At 43.7% G+C, this 16,747-nt stretch carries 13 protein-coding genes; 6 read left to right on the top strand and 7 right to left on the bottom strand.

The genetic code is table 11. The annotated features are described in order from the left end of the window. Positions 1–174 precede the first annotated feature (174 nt). A complete protein-coding gene (locus AB4384_RS01105) occupies positions 175–2,292 on the top strand; it encodes a methyl-accepting chemotaxis protein (RefSeq protein ID WP_102393109.1) in 2,118 nt (705 codons plus the stop codon). A 126-nt stretch (positions 2,293–2,418) separates the two neighbouring features. Here the strand turns inward: AB4384_RS01105 and AB4384_RS01100 are convergent, their stop codons facing one another. From AB4384_RS01100 to dinG, 5 genes are all read right to left on the bottom strand, one after another. After that, a complete protein-coding gene (locus AB4384_RS01100) occupies positions 2,419–3,552 on the bottom strand; it encodes a cupin domain-containing protein (RefSeq protein WP_017066710.1) in 1,134 nt (377 codons plus the stop codon). Between the two features lie 36 nt (positions 3,553–3,588). Further along, complete coding sequence (gene rsmS / locus AB4384_RS01095; RefSeq protein WP_017055021.1) at positions 3,589–3,759, bottom strand: pleiotropic regulatory protein RsmS; 171 nt, start codon at positions 3,757–3,759, stop codon at positions 3,589–3,591. Beyond that, positions 3,749–4,297 carry a primosomal replication protein gene (locus tag AB4384_RS01090; RefSeq protein WP_017062115.1) on the bottom strand — a complete coding sequence of 183 codons (549 nt, stop codon included), beginning with the start codon at positions 4,295–4,297 and terminating at the stop codon, positions 3,749–3,751. Before AB4384_RS01090 ends, rsmS begins: the two co-directional genes overlap by 11 nt. A gap of 22 nt (positions 4,298–4,319) precedes the next feature. Next, positions 4,320–5,099 carry a TSUP family transporter gene (locus AB4384_RS01085; RefSeq protein ID WP_017062114.1) on the bottom strand — a complete coding sequence of 260 codons (780 nt, stop codon included), beginning with the start codon at positions 5,097–5,099 and terminating at the stop codon, positions 4,320–4,322. Positions 5,100–5,227: 128 nt separating this feature from the next. Then, positions 5,228–7,303 carry an ATP-dependent DNA helicase DinG gene (gene dinG, locus AB4384_RS01080; RefSeq protein ID WP_102398102.1) on the bottom strand — a complete coding sequence of 692 codons (2,076 nt, stop codon included), beginning with the start codon at positions 7,301–7,303 and terminating at the stop codon, positions 5,228–5,230. 513 nt (positions 7,304–7,816) lie between these two features. Here dinG and AB4384_RS01075 point away from each other — a divergent pair. After that, the gene (locus tag AB4384_RS01075; RefSeq protein WP_104216125.1) at positions 7,817–8,836 is read left to right on the top strand and encodes a porin; all 1,020 of its coding nucleotides are present in this window, start codon (positions 7,817–7,819) and stop codon (positions 8,834–8,836) included. 74 nt (positions 8,837–8,910) lie between these two features. Next, positions 8,911–9,558: a DUF2057 family protein gene (locus AB4384_RS01070; RefSeq protein WP_102398103.1), complete on the top strand. Its 648-nt coding sequence runs from the start codon at positions 8,911–8,913 to the stop codon at positions 9,556–9,558. 58 nt (positions 9,559–9,616) lie between these two features. On the opposite strand, the gene AB4384_RS01065 is transcribed toward AB4384_RS01070, so the two are convergent. After that, entirely contained in the window at positions 9,617–10,345 is a 729-nt protein-coding gene (locus tag AB4384_RS01065) for a pseudouridine synthase (RefSeq protein WP_136973574.1), read from the bottom strand. Positions 10,346–10,666: 321 nt separating this feature from the next. Between AB4384_RS01065 and AB4384_RS01060 the strand changes: the two genes are divergently transcribed. After that, positions 10,667–12,892, top strand: a complete 2,226-nt coding sequence (locus AB4384_RS01060) for an NADP-dependent isocitrate dehydrogenase (protein ID WP_017067848.1) — start codon at positions 10,667–10,669, stop codon at positions 12,890–12,892. Positions 12,893–13,218: 326 nt separating this feature from the next. Here AB4384_RS01060 and cspD read toward each other — a convergent pair whose 3' ends face one another. After that, entirely contained in the window at positions 13,219–13,440 is a 222-nt protein-coding gene (cspD, locus tag AB4384_RS01055) for a cold shock domain-containing protein CspD (protein ID WP_004736548.1), read from the bottom strand. A gap of 585 nt (positions 13,441–14,025) precedes the next feature. On the opposite strand from cspD, the gene clpS reads away from it, so the two are divergent. Together clpS and clpA are read left to right on the top strand one after the other, a co-directional pair. Next, positions 14,026–14,346, top strand: coding sequence for an ATP-dependent Clp protease adapter ClpS (gene clpS, locus AB4384_RS01050; protein ID WP_004737430.1), 321 nt, complete (start codon positions 14,026–14,028; stop codon positions 14,344–14,346). A 39-nt stretch (positions 14,347–14,385) separates the two neighbouring features. Continuing rightward, positions 14,386–16,659 (top strand): ATP-dependent Clp protease ATP-binding subunit ClpA, encoded by a 2,274-nt coding sequence (clpA, locus tag AB4384_RS01045; protein ID WP_017062108.1) that lies wholly within the window; start codon positions 14,386–14,388, stop codon positions 16,657–16,659. The last annotated feature ends 88 nt before the right edge of the window (positions 16,660–16,747 follow it).

Below are 16,747 nucleotides of genomic sequence, written 5' to 3'. Positions count from 1 at the left end.
AACACGCTCTATTAACATTTGTATAAACTTTCGTTTTATATGTAAGCAATTTGTGCTGTAATTATCCGCTAAGCTATTCGTCTAACTCATTTACATTGTGTACAGCAATTCGTTGTCGATGTGATAGTTATGGTTATGGTTATGGAAGTCTTTTGGCTTAAATAAGGATATTAAATGCGCTCTCTATCGGTACAGTGGAAAATAACCCTCTTAGCAGGTTGTTGTTTAATCATTACGTCACTGTCTCTTATTGGTTTCTCGATCTACAACGCGACGAGCAATCAACAAGTCATCAAATCTCAAAGTTCAGAATCAGTTATCAATAAAACTCAGCAGTTGCTGGCGTCTGTTTCTCAGCTAAACGCTCAAGAAACTCAACGTTATGTAGACGAAGCTATTTACCGCGCAGAGATGCTTGCGGCCAGTGCTCAGTTTCTAAAAAACAATGCAGACGAAAACTTTACACCAAGTGAAGAGCTTCGTACCGCCTTGGATGAAATGGTTCGTCGCTCGGTTTTAAACTTCGACTCTATTCAAGGAGCGTATCTAGTTTTCAAGCCTGACTTGCTCGATAGTGAAGATGCGAATTATGTCGATGCTGATTATGTTGGTTCTAACGAAAAAGGTCGTTTTGCTCCTTACTGGAAGGTGGCAGATAACGGTGAAAATGTTCTAGCGAACGTTCTTTCAGAATCTATCTTGAATGATGACAGCAATAGCGAACGTTTTTACTGTCCTTTGTCTTCAGGGCAAACGTGTATTAGTACGCCGAGAGTCGTGAACAGCGGTGGTGTAGCACTACTTACGTCCTCTATTTCAGTCCCTATTTTGGTTGACGACGTTGCTATTGGTTTTCTTGGTATTGATCTAAGACTTGATGGTTTAACCAGTGTGATTACTCAATCTGACCAGAGCTTGTTTAACGGTGCGGGTAAAGCTTACGTGGTTAGTCTAGATGGTTCGGTCATCGCTTCTGATGATTCAAGCATTGCAGTCGGTTCAACTTTCCAAAGTGGCAATACAAACAGTGATTTAATGACCGACTTTATCTTTGGTGGTGAAGTGACAACGCAATGGAGCGAGAACGGTGAGTGGTTACTTGCCTTTGCACCTGTTGTTGCAGCTAACCAAACTTGGGGGGTGTTGTTTGAGATCCCAAGAGACAGTGTCGTCGCTGACGCAAATAAATTGGATTCCATCATTAGCACTAAGCTAAGTGAAGGCATCAAAACAGAAGTGATCGCCGGTACAGTGTTTATTATCTTTGGCTTAGCCATTATCGCGTTTGCCTCGTTGTCTATTGTGAAGCCGATTCGTCAGGTTGTGGAAAGGTTGAATGACATCGCTTCAGGTGAAGGTGATTTGACGCAGCGCTTGGAAGTGAAGTCTCAAGATGAAATCGGTCAGTTGTCAAAAGGATTTAACCTGTTCCTAGATAAGCTGCAACACACAATCAAAGAAGTCATTCACACCACAGAACAAGTGGCAAATACTACCAGCCAAGCGAAAGCATCAGCATCAAGTACTCGTGAAAGCAGCGAGTCTCAATTTAAAGAAGTGGATCTAGTCGCGACAGCGGCCGAAGAGATGACTCAAACTGCGGGCTTAGTGGTACAAAATGCAGAAGTGGCCGTTGATGCAGCGTGCGAAGCGAATCGTTCTGCTCAACAAGGGCAACAAGTCATCGAACTTTCAGCAGGTGAAATGAGAAAGCTGGTGGAGCGTATGTCGAGTGCTGTTCCTATTGTTGAAGAATTGGCAAAAAATAACGGAAACATCACCGAGATCTTAAGTGTGATTGAAGGGATCTCTGAGCAAACTAACTTACTGGCATTGAACGCGGCGATTGAAGCGGCTCGTGCTGGCGAACAAGGTCGAGGTTTTGCTGTTGTTGCGGATGAGGTAAGAAACCTCGCAAGTCGCACCCAGTCATCGGTTGGTGAGATCAGAGCGGTGATCGACAAGGTTCATGCTGGAACTCAAGATGTCGTTGAAGCAATACAAGAAGGCAATATCCTAGCTAACGATACAGCACTACACGTTCAGAAAGCAGTTGAAGATCTGGGGTCGATCTTTACTTCTATTGAGGCGATCAGTGATATGAACAGTCAGATCGTTCGAGCAGCCGAAGAGCAACAATCGGTTTCCGGTGAAGTAAATCAAAGCGTGGTTAATATTCGCGATTTGAGTGCGAAGATCTTGGAGCAAGCCGCGGCTTCTGAGCAAGTGGGTAATGAAATTAACCAACTGTCTCAACAACAACAGAAGTTGGTCAATCAGTTCAAGGTATAGTTGTTCAAGGATAACTACTAAGCCTTAACCAATTCTTGAATAGAAAAAGGGACAAATGAAGATTTCATTTGTCCCTTTTTTAATTGTTTATTTAGAGGCTAGGCAATAACCAGCGGTTGACGCTGCTTACTCTTCGATAAACCAGTAGCCTTTGTTGACCAATTCAGTCACGACAGTTACGCCCGAAGGAGATAGGGCAGTAGCCGAGGTAATCATGGTCTCATCGCAAAGTATGTTGAGTAACGAAGAATCCGCTTCATCAACCTTAACCACTTCGCCATTGATGTAAGCCGTGTTGCTTTCATTTTCGTGGTAGAGCGCTTTTAAGCCTGATACTCGGTGAATTTCACCTTCAGACTCTATGTGTTGAGCGATCTCTTCTTGAGTCCATAGTGGCTCTGGAGCAACGATATCAAGCTGGTGGCGTGATTGGCTTAGCAGACAACCCATGAATTCACTGATGGTTTCAGGTTGCTCTAGTGCAGATTTCAACATGCCTGTGAGATTACTTAAATCCGATGAACGAATTTTTCCGTAGCCTTCTTGCATTTTGAATTCTGGATCGTGCAGGTGTACGTCACCCATATCATGAGCAAGCACAAAATCGGCAAAGTTGCTGATCAGTTCTTGTTCTTTAGGCGAGCGGTAGCCAATAGAGTAGCTCATTGACGGCTCTAACGTGCTCCCTTCATGTGGGAAACCTGGTGGGATATAAAGGATATCGCCCGGCTCTAAAGTTTCATCAATGATTGGGTCAAAACCTTCAATTTGACGAAGTGCAGACGCTTGAACAGTCTCTTTGTATTGGCCAACATCTTTAGCGCCAACCTTCCATTGACGTTTGCCTTGACCTTGAATGATGAAGACATCGTATTGATCAATATGTGGGCCTACGCCGCCTTCAGGTGCTGAGTAGCAGATCATGAGATCGTCGAATAACCAGTTTGGTAACGCTTGGAACGCCTCAGTCAGCTGATTTGCGCCTTGGTGCCAGTGGTTCGCTGCTTGAACGATCAGTTGCCAATGAGTTTCGGTTAATTCGCCAAACTTTTCTTCAGAGAATGGGCCGTGTTCTGCAGTCCACTGATTGTCGAGGTTAGAGACAAAGCGAGAATCCACTTCTTCTTCCATCGATAAACCAGCAAGTTCTTCCGGCGAAATTGGGTCGACGAAGTTTTGGAAGCCACCCTTTAAGATGGTTGGTTTTTTATGCCAGTAGTTTTCAAGAAACTCGGGCATAGAAAAGCTGAGTTGGTACATGTGAATCCTGTATATTTTTATGCTAGATGCTAGATGCTAGATGCTAGATGCTAGTTTGGCTTGTAAATCTTGCTGGACAATTTTGATTGCTTCTAACGCGACTTTTGGATCGATTTCGTTGCTTTCGAGCAGATAGATCAGGTCGACAGCTAACTTAACTTCTTCTGGTGCGTTATCCAGTGGTGATGGTGTGTTATCAGTGTTCATTTCGCTTAGGGTTCTCTAAGTTAATCAGTCTCTCAATATTTTTCATTGAGTCTTCACAGCGTTCTAATCGCTCTTTTGCTAACTGCCAAGCCTCTTCCGCTTTTTTCTTACTGTGGCGAGGAGCAGAATCAAACGTTAACTTTCGTACTCGTACTAAATCGACCAATCGCTTTTGCCAGTCTTGGTGCTGGGCGAGTTCGTTGTATAGGTCGTTCAGGGTTTTCCCTGACTTGCTTTTTCGGTCCAAGCGTAAATCGTGGTTGGCTAACTCTCTTTGGATTGCTGCAATCTGATTGGTCAGCTTTTCTGTCAGGTAGTTGGCTCTGGACGCGGTCAGTTGATTTGAGGTTTGTTCACGTACAATGGTGCGGTACGTTGCCTGAGTTTCAAGTGCATAGGGAAGCAAAACAGAGGCGCCGCATTTAAATAAGGCTCGGTCAAACAAGGCTTGATGATAAGCCCCTCGAGATTTGTCAACCTGCGAGCAATGGCCAATCAAGGTATCAATAACACTTTTTAGCTTTGAAAATTGATTCATTTCACTTCCCGTTGGCTACTGCCTATAAGTTCACAAACCAAGCTTCGTATGCCAGTTTAATTGCAAGTACGCTTACAACTGTAACAAACACAGGTCTTATAAATGTAGCACCGAACCGAATAGCAGAGTGAGCGCCAACAAATGCACCGGCCATCAAACAAAGGCCCATGGTTAAACCTAGAACCCAATCAATATGACCAAGAATCGCGAAGGTCACCAAAGAGGTAAAGTTACTGGTAAAGTTCATGGCTTTGGATAGACCAGAGGCAAGTAAGATGTTTAAGCGATAAAGCGCCATAGAGCTTACCGTCCAAAACGCGCCAGTTCCTGGGCCAGCAACCCCATCATAAAAGCCAAGAATGAATCCTTGGTACTTTTGTTTTCTCTTAAGCACAGGGCATGGCTTAGGAGACACATTATGGCTCACATCTGGAGTCTTATGAAAAATGGTATAGACCGCTGCGGCAAGAATGACTAACGGCAATACCTTCTCTAACCACTCGGTGCTAATGGCATCAACAGTGAGTGTGCCGATGGTCGCACCTATTAAAGTAGATATGAATGCATTGACCCAACACTCAGGCTTGAACAGCTTTTTACGGTAGTAAGTGAATGCAGCTGTAGATGAAGCAAACGTTGCGGCCAGCTTATTAGTTCCGAGTGCAATGTGTGGCGGCAGGCCAAGCGATAGCAAAGCTGGAACGGTTAACATCCCTCCGCCACCTGCGACAGCATCAATAAAGCCTGCTGCAAATGCAACCAGAGCAAGTATGACCAACATGGTTGGCTCAATCATTTCCATAAATAGCTAGTGTTCTCGTTATCGGCTGATAGGGCAGCCACATGAAAAATCTATGGATTAGTCATGTTGGGTTGTGAATGCAAGGGCCTAGCGATGAAGGCCCATAACTACCTCAAGGGCAGGGGATATTAGTATTTTATTGTTCTTTTAAAAGGCGGTAGTGAATCGAGTAGGGACTTTCCGTATCGCTTCGTTACTATGCGTCTATCAAGGATCGTGACTTTACCAGAATCTCTTTCCTTACGCAGTAGTCTACCCACAGATTGAATAAGCTTTTTACTCGCATCTGGAACAGTAATCTGCATAAAAGGGTTACCACCGCGTGATTCAATATATTCTGAATGTGCTTGCTCTACGGGAGAGGTAGGAACACCAAAAGGAATCTTGGTAATAACGAGGTTTTCAAGAAGCTCACCCGGTAGATCAAGACCTTCAGAAAAGCTGCCAGTTCCAAAAAGAACGCTGGTTTTACCTTGGTCTATTAGCTTTTTATGTTTTTTTAGAATTTCAGTTCGTGAAGTATCGCCTTGAACCTGCAATGCCCACGACTTTTTAACGAAATCTGTTGTTAAAGCCTCTGCAACTTTGTTCATTTGCCAGTAAGAAGAGAATAGAACGAGATTGGCTTTTTTGTCTTCTATTACCTTAGGCAAAATTTCAATAAGATATTCGGTAAACTGAGGTGCTTGTGGTTCGTACTTCATTGCCGGAACGATCAGCTCAGCTTGATTCTGGTAATCAAACGGTGATGCCAAAGCCAAAAACTGTACGCCATCTTCTGCTTTTTGGCTGATACCGGCTTGATGACAGAAAAAGCTGAAAGAGTTGAGCGCCCTCATGGTCGCAGATACTAATACGGCACCCACACAGCGGCTCCAGATTTGTTGATCCAGTTGCCAACCTACCTCTAGTGGCGAAACATTCACAACGAAATCGCCTTCGCTTTCTTTATTCAGTTCGAGCCAACGAGCCAAAGGAGCGCCTTTTTCTCTCTTCGGTTCAGCCATTAAGCGCCAAACTTGAGCAAGGTTCTCTGTTCTTTGTATATAGAAGCCAATTTCTGCCAGTGCCGGCTCTGCAAGTTTTGCTGAAAGCTCGCCGTCTTTAACTCGTTCTGCAATTAGGTCTGCAATCTTCGCAACGGCTTGGCTCGCCTTTTGCGTGAGCTGCTTGAGATCTTTAGATTCATTCTCTAGCCACTCAGGTAAGTCGCCATGTTCGAAGCGATACAAGCCGTCTTCAAAGTGGTTAGCGTCAAACTGTTTACTCATTTGAGTCAGGGTAGGGATCAGCTGTTGCACTGAGTCTTGCAGTTCATTTCGAAACCGGTGGACACGTTTCTCGTCAGCGAGGCCTGAAAGCTTAGTGATGGATTGGTTTAAACGCTCTAACCATGAAGCGGCACCCTTTAGACTTGCCGCCGCAGAAGAGTGATCTCTGGCTACATGCGGTAAATGGTGAGCTTCATCGAATATATAGATGCTATTTTCTGGCTCAGGCAGTATCACACCGCCGCCTAAGTCAGCATCTGCCATCACTAAACTGTGATTGGCGATAATCACGTCTGCTTTATCTAGCTCTGAGCGCGCTTTTTGGAAAGGGCAGTCTCTATGAGTAGGCATACTGTTATTACAGCTGTGCTTATCACTAACAATCATCTGCCAAATCATGTTGTCGATGGGTTTTGGCCACGAATCGCGGTCACCATCCCATTTACCTTGGGTTAGGCTTCGATACATGGTTTGAAGTTGCTCGATATCTTTCTTCTTTGGCTTAGATTCGAACATGGCTATTTGTCCGCCATCAACCCCGCAGGCAGCGGCTAGCTTTTCGGAGCAACAATAACGCTGTCTACCCTTCGCTAATATGAAAGAAAACTCTCGATCAGTCAGTCTTCTATATAGAGGGAGATCTTTATTGACGAGCTGTTCTTGTAGCGCAACCGTCGCCGTTGATATGACTATTTTTCGGTTATTGAGCACAGCGACAGGAATAGTTGCCATTAAATAAGCCAGTGATTTCCCGATCCCGGTTCCCGCTTCTGCAACAATCATGCGATTACTTTTGTGGTATTGACCACAAAGTGTCTTCGCTATTTCTGCAACAAGGTAATTTTGAGCACGTCGAGGTACAAAGTTGTCCAACTGATCTTGGAGGTTTTGATAACTGGTGCGAATAGATTTTTGAATTTTAGTAGTTAGCATACTGTGACCTACGTAACGGAGCGAGGATAGTAGCACATATCACTAGTCGGTACATTTACGGTGAAATAGCTTGCTTTTGAATCAAAGGTAGATCTTGTTCACAAAAAAAAACTGAACCATCAGGAACTTAACTATTTTATTTATGTTGCGAAATATAAATATTAAAAAAGACTTGCTTGTAGGTGTTAAATCCTGAGATGTGGCGTTTTTACAAGTTGTTTGTGGTGTTAAATGCTGTTTTGTTCTTTTTTTGGATTATTATATTTCCTGATAAAACTAAGGATAAGCTGCTCGTAAAACAATGAAAAAAAATGTAAGTGGTTGATTTTGATTGCTTTGTGTTTTTTTTAGGTTTGTTTTTAGTTTATTTGACACGCAGGATAATCTTTTGCAATCTAGACCTCGAAATTTAGTGACGGTGATTAACCAACAAAGAGTGGTAATGACCAGTCATAAAAATAAAAGGGAACCGGGCAAGGATCTCCCATTCTTAGAAAAGGCAGTGGATTTATTATGAAAAAGACTCTATTAGCGCTAGCTATCGCAGCTACAGCAACTTCTGTAAACGCAGCAGAAATTTACTCTAACGACGATACTAAAGTTGGCCTAAAAGGCGAGGTAGATATCTACCTATCTCAATCTGAAGTAGACAAAAACCTAACTGAAACAACTAAGAACGAAGCTGACGTTTCTACTTGGGCTAAAATCCAACTTGACGCTGAGCAGAAGCTTAACGATCAGTTCACAGCATTCGCATCTTTCGAAATCGAAACTGACGGCAGCAACGCTAAGTTCGATGACGTTCTAGCTGGTTTTAAAACTGACACTTGGGGTATGGCTTTCGGTGAAACTGGCGACCTAGCAGAATCTGCTGACGCTATCCAGAAAGATGATATCACAAACGAAGGTAACTACATGGGCTCTACTGGTGGTCACCACCGCGAGTCTTCTGGCCACGGCGCTGTATTCAAAGGTCAATTCGTTGAAGGTTTCACAATCGTAGCTGACGTTAACACTGATTCTACTGAAGACGTTGACAACACTTACGGTATCTCTGCAGATTACGCATTCAGCAACTTCTCTATCGGTGCTTCTTACATCACTGGTGACGCTGCTAAAGACGTAGATTACTCTCTTGCTGGTGTTTCTGCTTCTGCTGAATTTGGTGGTTTTTACTTAGCGCTTACTTACGCACAGTTTGAAGGCAACCAAGGTTACGGTTACTGGGACCTATCTGACATCGCTGCTGATTCTTACGGCAACGGTGAAACTATGGGTATCGCAGCTGCTTACCAAATCGACGCTGTTCGTCTATACGCTACATACTCTGTAGCAACAACTGACGAAATCGCTACAGCAGCGGGTACTTCTAAGATCTCTGATATCGACTCTACTAACCTAGTTGTTGGTGTTGATTACGCATTCCGTGACAACATCCTATTCCTAGCTGAATACCAAACTGCTGATTTCGAATACGCATCACAAACTCTAGATGCTGACGGCGTTATCGCTGGTGTTTACTACACATTCTAATCTGTAGTTAACTATGCTATACAAAAGCCAGCTATTAGCTGGCTTTTTTACATTTATTGATTAAGGAATCGTACATGAACAAGTGGTATTTGAGTTTTGTCTGTCTATTCTCTGCACCATACGCAACGGCTGCTCTTGATTTGGCTTCTGGTATTTCGCTAAATACTTTGAACGGTGAGGTTGTTGAAAGTGTGGAAGACGCTGTATTCACCTCAGGTGAAAACCAACTCGTTTTAGATTACACAGGGTATTTGAGCGATAAAGGCAAACGCGAGTTTATCAGTACAGTTCCTTACATTATGGTAGTTAATGTTCCCGAAAATGCTGATGTTGATATTGATCTTCTAAGTAGAAAGTACGCTAAAATCGAAAAAAATGTAGACAGAGAACTTCCTATATTCAGTATCTCTGTAAACGGTGATGATGCAGAAGTCGTGCAAGAAGTTTTGCCTCCATCTCAAGGTGCACTGCCTTACAGCGATATCCCTCAGTTGGTTAAAGACTACAACCAAGAAAGAGGCTTAGTTTTTGATTCAGGCAAGATTCGTTCGTTGAAAGAAGAGCTAGCGGCGGTACAAACTGGTGCAGTAGTTGGAGCAACGGTAGCTGGCGACAGTACTGTGCAAGAGTCTGAAAATACGCTTCAACTTAAGCTATGGTATTCAAGAGCAAATGAAGAAGAGCGTAAAGCATTCCAAAAATGGTTAATTGACCAAAAGTAATCAATCTTCACGTACAAAAAAGCGAGACGTAAATCTCGCTTTAATATATTGCTATGAGTTAAATCTCTTTCCACTCACCAGGCTGCAGCTGCCCCACATTCATATTACCCATTGAGTAACGGATAAGACGCAGGGTAGGGAAGCCGATATTGGCTGTCATTCGTCTTACCTGACGGTTACGTCCTTCAATGATTGTAATAGCCAACCATGTTGTCGGTATCGCGGCTCTGAAGCGTACTGGAGGATTTCTATCCCACACAACAGGTTCAGACATCACCTCAACCTGAGCGGGCAGTGTCATGCCGTCTTTTAGTTCGACACCTTTTCTCAATTTATCTAAATCTTCCTCAGAAGGTGCGCCTTCAACCTGTACCCAGTAAGTCTTTGGGGATTTTGAGTTTGGTTGAGTTAGCTTAGCTTGAAAAATACCATCGTTGGTCAAGACCATTAACCCTTCGCTGTCGCGGTCAAGGCGACCTGCAGCATAAACGTCTTTCACTGGAATAAAGTCCGCTAGCGTTTTTCTCCCTTCGCCATCTGTAAATTGGCTTAGAGTATCGAAAGGCTTGTTGAACAGAATTACTTTGCGATCTTCGAGCGCAACCTTAGGTTTTGCATTGGTAGGCTTGCCTTTATATCGGTGCTTGCTTGAGTGAGATTTGTTGTGCGAATTGCCAGTGTTATTCTTATCACTGCTTCGGCTTTGTCTATTACCGCTTTGTTTTAATGTTGCACCAGAACGAGCCGGTTTGTCTGAACGAGATGCGCTGCGTGAGCGAGTAGACATGTTAACTACCTTGCAAAAATGTAAACGAAGTGTGCTGAAAAGTTTTCACTGAAACGGAATTGAGCTATCATTTGCGCGCCTAAAAGACACAAAATAGAACAAGTTGATGGACTCTTAAGCCTGATTTGTTTAATTATACCTTCGTGTTTTATTATAACAACGCACTCACGGATTTGGTTCATGCTGTCATCAAGATTGTATGAAAAATAAGATAGAGTACGACTATCGAGTAAGCAGTTTTCACTCTTAGAGTGGCTTACTGGTCAATTTATAACACGCTCACTACTTTAAATGAGCTTGTAAGAACTATAGGGAAATTTCATGCCTACTGAAAAACCAACGATCATCTATACCATTACAGACGAAGCTCCGGCGCTAGCAACATACTCTCTGCTGCCTATCATTCAATCTTTTACAGCTTCTTCTGGTATTAACGTTGATACTCGCGACATTTCACTTGCAGGGCGTATTATTGCCAACTTCCCTGACTATTTGAACGAAGAGCAACGTATTGGTGATGCATTAGCAGAACTAGGTGAATTGGCTAAGACACCAGAAGCAAACATTATCAAGCTTCCAAACATCTCTGCATCTGTACCTCAGCTTCAAGCAACAATCAAAGAGCTACAGTCAAAAGGTTACGCACTTCCTAATTACCCAGAAGAAGCAAACACTGACGAAGAGAAAGCAGTAAAAGCGACTTACGACAAAATCAAAGGCAGTGCAGTAAATCCAGTATTGCGTGAAGGTAACTCGGATCGCCGCGCTCCACTTTCTGTTAAAAACTACGCGAAGAAGAACCCACACTCAATGGGTGCTTGGTCTGCAGATTCTAAGTCGCACGTTTCAAGTATGGACGACAAAGACTTCTTCGGTAGCGAAAAGTCAGTAACCATTGAAGGTGCTACAGAAGTTAGCATTGAATTCGTTGGCAAAGATGGTGCGAAGAAAACATTGAAGCCAGCTTTTGCACTGCAAGATAAAGAGATCATTGATGCGTCAGTGATGAATAAGGCCGCTTTGGTTGCATTCTTCGAAAAAGAAATCGCATCGGCTAAAGAGCAAGGTGTACTGCTTTCTCTTCACTTGAAAGCGACGATGATGAAAGTATCTGACCCAGTGATCTTTGGTCACGCGGTTAAGGTTTACTACAAAGACGTATTTGCTAAACACGGTCAGCTGTTTGAAGAGCTAGGCGTTGATGTAAATAACGGCATCGGTGATGTCTACGCGAAGATTGATGCGCTTCCTCAAGAGCAGAAAGAAGCAATCGAAGCTGACCTGCAAGCGGTATACGAGACTCAGCCACCACTAGCGATGGTTGATTCGGACCGTGGCATTACTAACCTACACGTACCAAGCGATATCATTGTGGATGCATCTATGCCTGCAATGCTGCGTTCTTCTGGTCAAATGTGGGATCCAGAAGGTAAGCAAAAAGATACCAAAGCAATGATCCCAGATCGTAGCTACGCGAGCATTTACCAAGCGGTTATTGATTTCTGTAAAGAGAACGGCGCGTTCGATCCAACAACGATGGGTAGCGTACCAAACGTTGGCTTGATGGCTCAAAAAGCGGAAGAGTACGGTTCTCATGATAAGACTTTCATCCTTGAAGCTGCTGGTCAGGTTCAAGTTGTTGACGCTTCAGGCGCTGTGCTTCTTGAGCAAGACGTAGAGGAAGGCGATATCTTCCGTATGTGTCAGGTTAAAGATGCACCAATCCAAGACTGGGTTAAGCTTGCGGTAACGCGTGCTCGTGCATCGGGTGTTCCAGCGGTATTTTGGCTAGATGCGTCACGCGCACATGATGCTCAGCTTATCAAGAAAGTTGAAGCATACCTTCCTGAATACGATACCGATGGTCTTGAAATTAAGATCCTTGCTCCACTTGAAGCGACTCAATACTCACTGGTTCGTATCAAAGAAGGCCTAGATACTATTTCGGTTACTGGTAACGTATTACGTGATTACCTAACTGACTTGTTCCCGATTTTAGAGCTTGGTACATCAGCTAAGATGCTATCGATTGTTCCACTAATGAACGGTGGTGGTCTGTTTGAAACAGGTGCTGGCGGCTCTGCTCCTAAACATGTTCAACAAGTAGAGAAAGAAAACCACCTGCGTTGGGATTCTCTAGGTGAATTCTTGGCACTAGCGGCATCTCTAGAGCACCTGAGTGTAGTAACAGGTAACGCTAAAGCACAAGTTCTAGCTGATGCGCTTGATAAAGCGACGGGTGAGTTCCTTGATAACAACAAGTCTCCTTCACGTCGAGTAGGTGAGCTTGATAACCGTGGTAGCCACTACTATCTAGCGGCATACTGGGCTAAGGCGCTTGCTGAGCAAACGGCTGACGCTGATCTTGCTGCTGAGTTTGCAGGTGTGGCAAGTCAACTGGCTGAAAGTGAAGAAGCGATCGTTGCAGAGCTGAACAACGCTCAAGGTGTGGCTGGCGACTTAGGTGGTTACTACCTACTTGACGATGCATTGGTTTCAACACTAATGCGCCCAAGCTCAACGCTAAACGCGTTTATTGATGCATAGTGATTGGACTCATCGTTAGTCACTCATGAACGTGATTTGCTAACGAGTTGCTTAGGCTGGTAGCTAAGTTATAGATAAAGTCAAAACGAAAGACGCTTTAACGATAATGTTAAAGCGTCTTTTTTCTGTCTAATACTTCTTAAGACCTAGCTTAAGGGGAGTAGCTCTTCGAGCTCATTGTCCAGTGAGCAACTTTAGAGCCCCCAAAACGAAAAAAACCGCTCACGTAATCCTGTGTTACAGGTATTAAATGAGCGGTTTCAATATTCTGTTTACCTGTCACCGTTAATGACGACTGATGGAGGTTAACATGAGTTTGCATTCGCCTATTTTGCGGCGCTGCCTTCTACAGGAACAACGGAGCTAGCATGCGAGCCTTTAGGTCCACTTTCTACTTCATAGTCGACCTGCTGACCAGCCTTTAAGGTTCGATAACCTTCCATTTGTATTGTGGAGTAGTGCGCGAAAATATCGCCGTCTTCACCTTCTGGACAAATAAAGCCAAACCCTTTGGCATTGTTAAACCATTTTACTGTACCTGTAGCCATGCTATACATCCCTCATGCATTTTGTTACTAACGTTGTTATATCAATTGTTGTAAGTGCGATTGATATCATTCCTACCAGCTAAAGAATTTCAGCTAATAGCTTGAATCTCGTACATTGCTTACGGAAATTAACGCTACCCTGCGTAATTATTCCTTATTGTTAATTTTTGAAGCGTGTTACTGATTTTAATTCATGTTGCAAAAGTGTATTAAAAAACCTTTTAGCTCCAATGTAGCTAATGATTGAGCACAGTCAATAGTAAATTGGTATAAAAGTGATCAATTTTAATAACAAATCACATTCGAGATTAACCGCAAACTATTAACCAAATAGTAACTTAGCGGTAATCTTATCGTTAGTATCAATAGTTATGGCGTCTTTTTAATCAATCACATATGTTAATCTTGTTAATCGAGATCTTTTATTTGCAGCGATGGAAATGGTGGATTAGGCTCAGTATAGAGGAATATTTTTTGGTACTGTTTCTAGGTGCAGTTTCTTAGTACACGGTAAAGCGTGAATGTGGTAAATTTGAGTTAGGTAAACACTCACGACTTCCGAAAAATAACCCTTAGCAAAGCGATATGAGCAGAAACTTTGAATGGGCATCTCCAGGCTCAGATTTACTGGAGAAAGAAGCAACAAAAGTAAAGCCACCGGCGATGTATAACGTTGTGTTGAATAACGATGACTACACGCCCATGGACTTTGTAATCGAGATCCTAGAGCGATTCTTCTCACTAGATATCGAAAAAGCAACGGAAGTGATGCTCAAGGTTCATTATGAAGGTAAAGCTATATGCGGCACATACAGTGCTGAAATAGCGGAAACAAAGGTAGCGCAGGTCACGATGTACTCAAAGGAAAATGAGCATCCGCTACTATGTACAATGGAGCAAGTATAAATTGCTCGAACAACACTGTTGTTCCCTTAGGAGGTACTTATGCTAAATAAAGAATTAGAGACGAGTTTAAATGGCGCATTTGCTCGTGCGCGAGACAAGCGACATGAATTCATGACTGTCGAACACCTCCTACTAGCATTATTAGAAAATGATGCGGCCAAGGAAGCGCTCCAAGCTTGTCAGGCTGATCTCGATGCTCTTCGCAATGAGCTCGATATTTTTATCGATCAAACGACCCCACTTATCCCTGAAAGCGACGAAACTCGCGAAACTCAGCCTACGTTGAGCTTCCAACGAGTACTTCAACGCGCTGTTTTTCATGTTCAATCTTCAGGTCGCAGCGAAGTAACAGGTGCTAACGTACTTGTGGCTATTTTTAGTGAGCAAGAATCTCACGCGGCATATCTTCTCAAGAAAAACGACATTAGTCGCTTAGATATTGTTAACTTCATCTCACACGGTATTACCAAAGCGAGCAACGAAGGCGACAGTCCTTCATCATCCGATTCATTTGGTGGTGCAGAAAATGCTGAAGAAGCTAACTCTGAAGACCGTTTAGAAAATTTTGCTACTAACCTTAACGAAGTCGCAAAGCAGGGCAATATTGACCCACTAATCGGTCGTGACAAAGAGCTAGAACGCACTATCCAAGTTCTGTGTCGTCGTCGTAAGAACAACCCTCTATTAGTGGGTGAAGCGGGGGTAGGTAAAACTGCCATCGCGGAAGGTCTTGCATGGCGCATCGTTGAAGGACAAGTGCCTGAAATCATTCAGAGCAGCGTAATTTATTCTCTAGATATCGGTTCACTGTTAGCCGGAACCAAATATCGTGGTGACTTTGAGAAACGTTTTAAAGCGATTCTTAAGCAACTGGAGAAAGAAGAAGACGCGATTCTGTTCATCGATGAGATCCACACCATTATCGGTGCCGGGGCTGCATCGGGTGGTCAGGTTGATGCGGCAAACTTAATTAAACCACTACTAAGCAGTGGCAAATTACGTTGCATCGGTTCAACAACGTACCAAGAGTACAGCAGTATTTTTGAGAAGGAGCGTGCTTTAGCTCGTCGCTTCCAGAAAATAGATATTATTGAACCATCGCTAGACGATACGACCAAGATCCTGATTGGCTTGAAGCCAAAATACGAAGCTCACCACGAAGTGCGCTACACCAACAAAGCGTTGCGTGCCGCTGTGGAACTGTCAGCTAAATACATTAATGAACGCCACCTTCCTGATAAGGCCATTGACGTAATCGATGAAGCGGGCGCTCGTAGTCGTTTGGCACCTGCAAGCCGTCGTAAGAAAACGGTAAGCGTGGCTGATATTGAGTCAATGGTTGCGAAAATGGCGCGTATTCCTGAAAAGTCAGTATCGTCTTCAGACAAAGATACACTCCAGAAACTGGATGAGCGCATGAAAATGTTGGTATTCGGACAAGACCCTGCAATCGATGTATTGAGTGAAGCGATTAAGCTGACCCGTGCTGGATTGGGTGCAGACAATAAACCTGTTGGTTCATTCTTGTTTGCTGGTCCTACTGGTGTCGGTAAAACAGAGGTGACTGTTCAGCTGTCTAAGTTGATGGGTATTGAGCTTCTGCGCTTTGATATGTCTGAGTACGGTGAGCGACACTCAGTGAGCCGCTTGATTGGTGCGCCTCCTGGTTATGTTGGTTACGACCAAGGTGGTTTGCTAACGGATGCCGTAATCAAGAACCCGCACTCTGTTGTGTTACTGGATGAAATCGAGAAAGCTCACCCAGATATCTTTAACTTGCTACTGCAGGTAATGGATAACGGCACGCTAACTGACAACAATGGTCGCAAAGCGGACTTCCGCAATGTGATTCTAGTGATGACGACCAACGCAGGTGTGGCTGAAACCGAGAAGAAATCGATCGGCCTGATCCAACAAGATCATGCGCCAGATGCGATGGGCGAAATCAAGAAGGTATTTACTCCTGAGTTCCGTAACCGTCTTGATAATATCATTTGGTTCAACAGCCTTGACCCAAGTGTGATTAGCCAAGTAGTTGATAAGTTCATTGTCGAGCTTCAGGTTCAACTGGACGCTCGTGGCGTGTCTTTAGAGGTTTCTGAGGATGCTCGTCACTGGTTAGCTGATAAAGGCTATGACAAGACCATGGGTGCTCGTCCAATGGGACGTGTGATTCAAGAGAAGCTTAAGAAACCACTTGCTAACGAGTTACTGTTCGGTAGCTTGGTTGATGGCGGTACGGTTAAAGTATCCCTGAAAAAAGACGAATTGGATTTCATCTATGTTGGTGCTAAAGAAGAGGTCATGCACTAACGAAGTTATTGATAAATCAAAGGCTTAAATATAAAACGCATGACTTAGGTTGTGCGTTTTTTTATGCTTGCGAGATGCGAGATGCGAG

Origin of the sequence: Vibrio sp. 10N.261.51.A4 (genome assembly GCF_041471945.1) — a bacterium.
Lineage (GTDB): Bacteria > Pseudomonadota > Gammaproteobacteria > Enterobacterales > Vibrionaceae > Vibrio > Vibrio crassostreae_C.
This window is presented reverse-complemented; position numbering and strand designations above follow the sequence as displayed.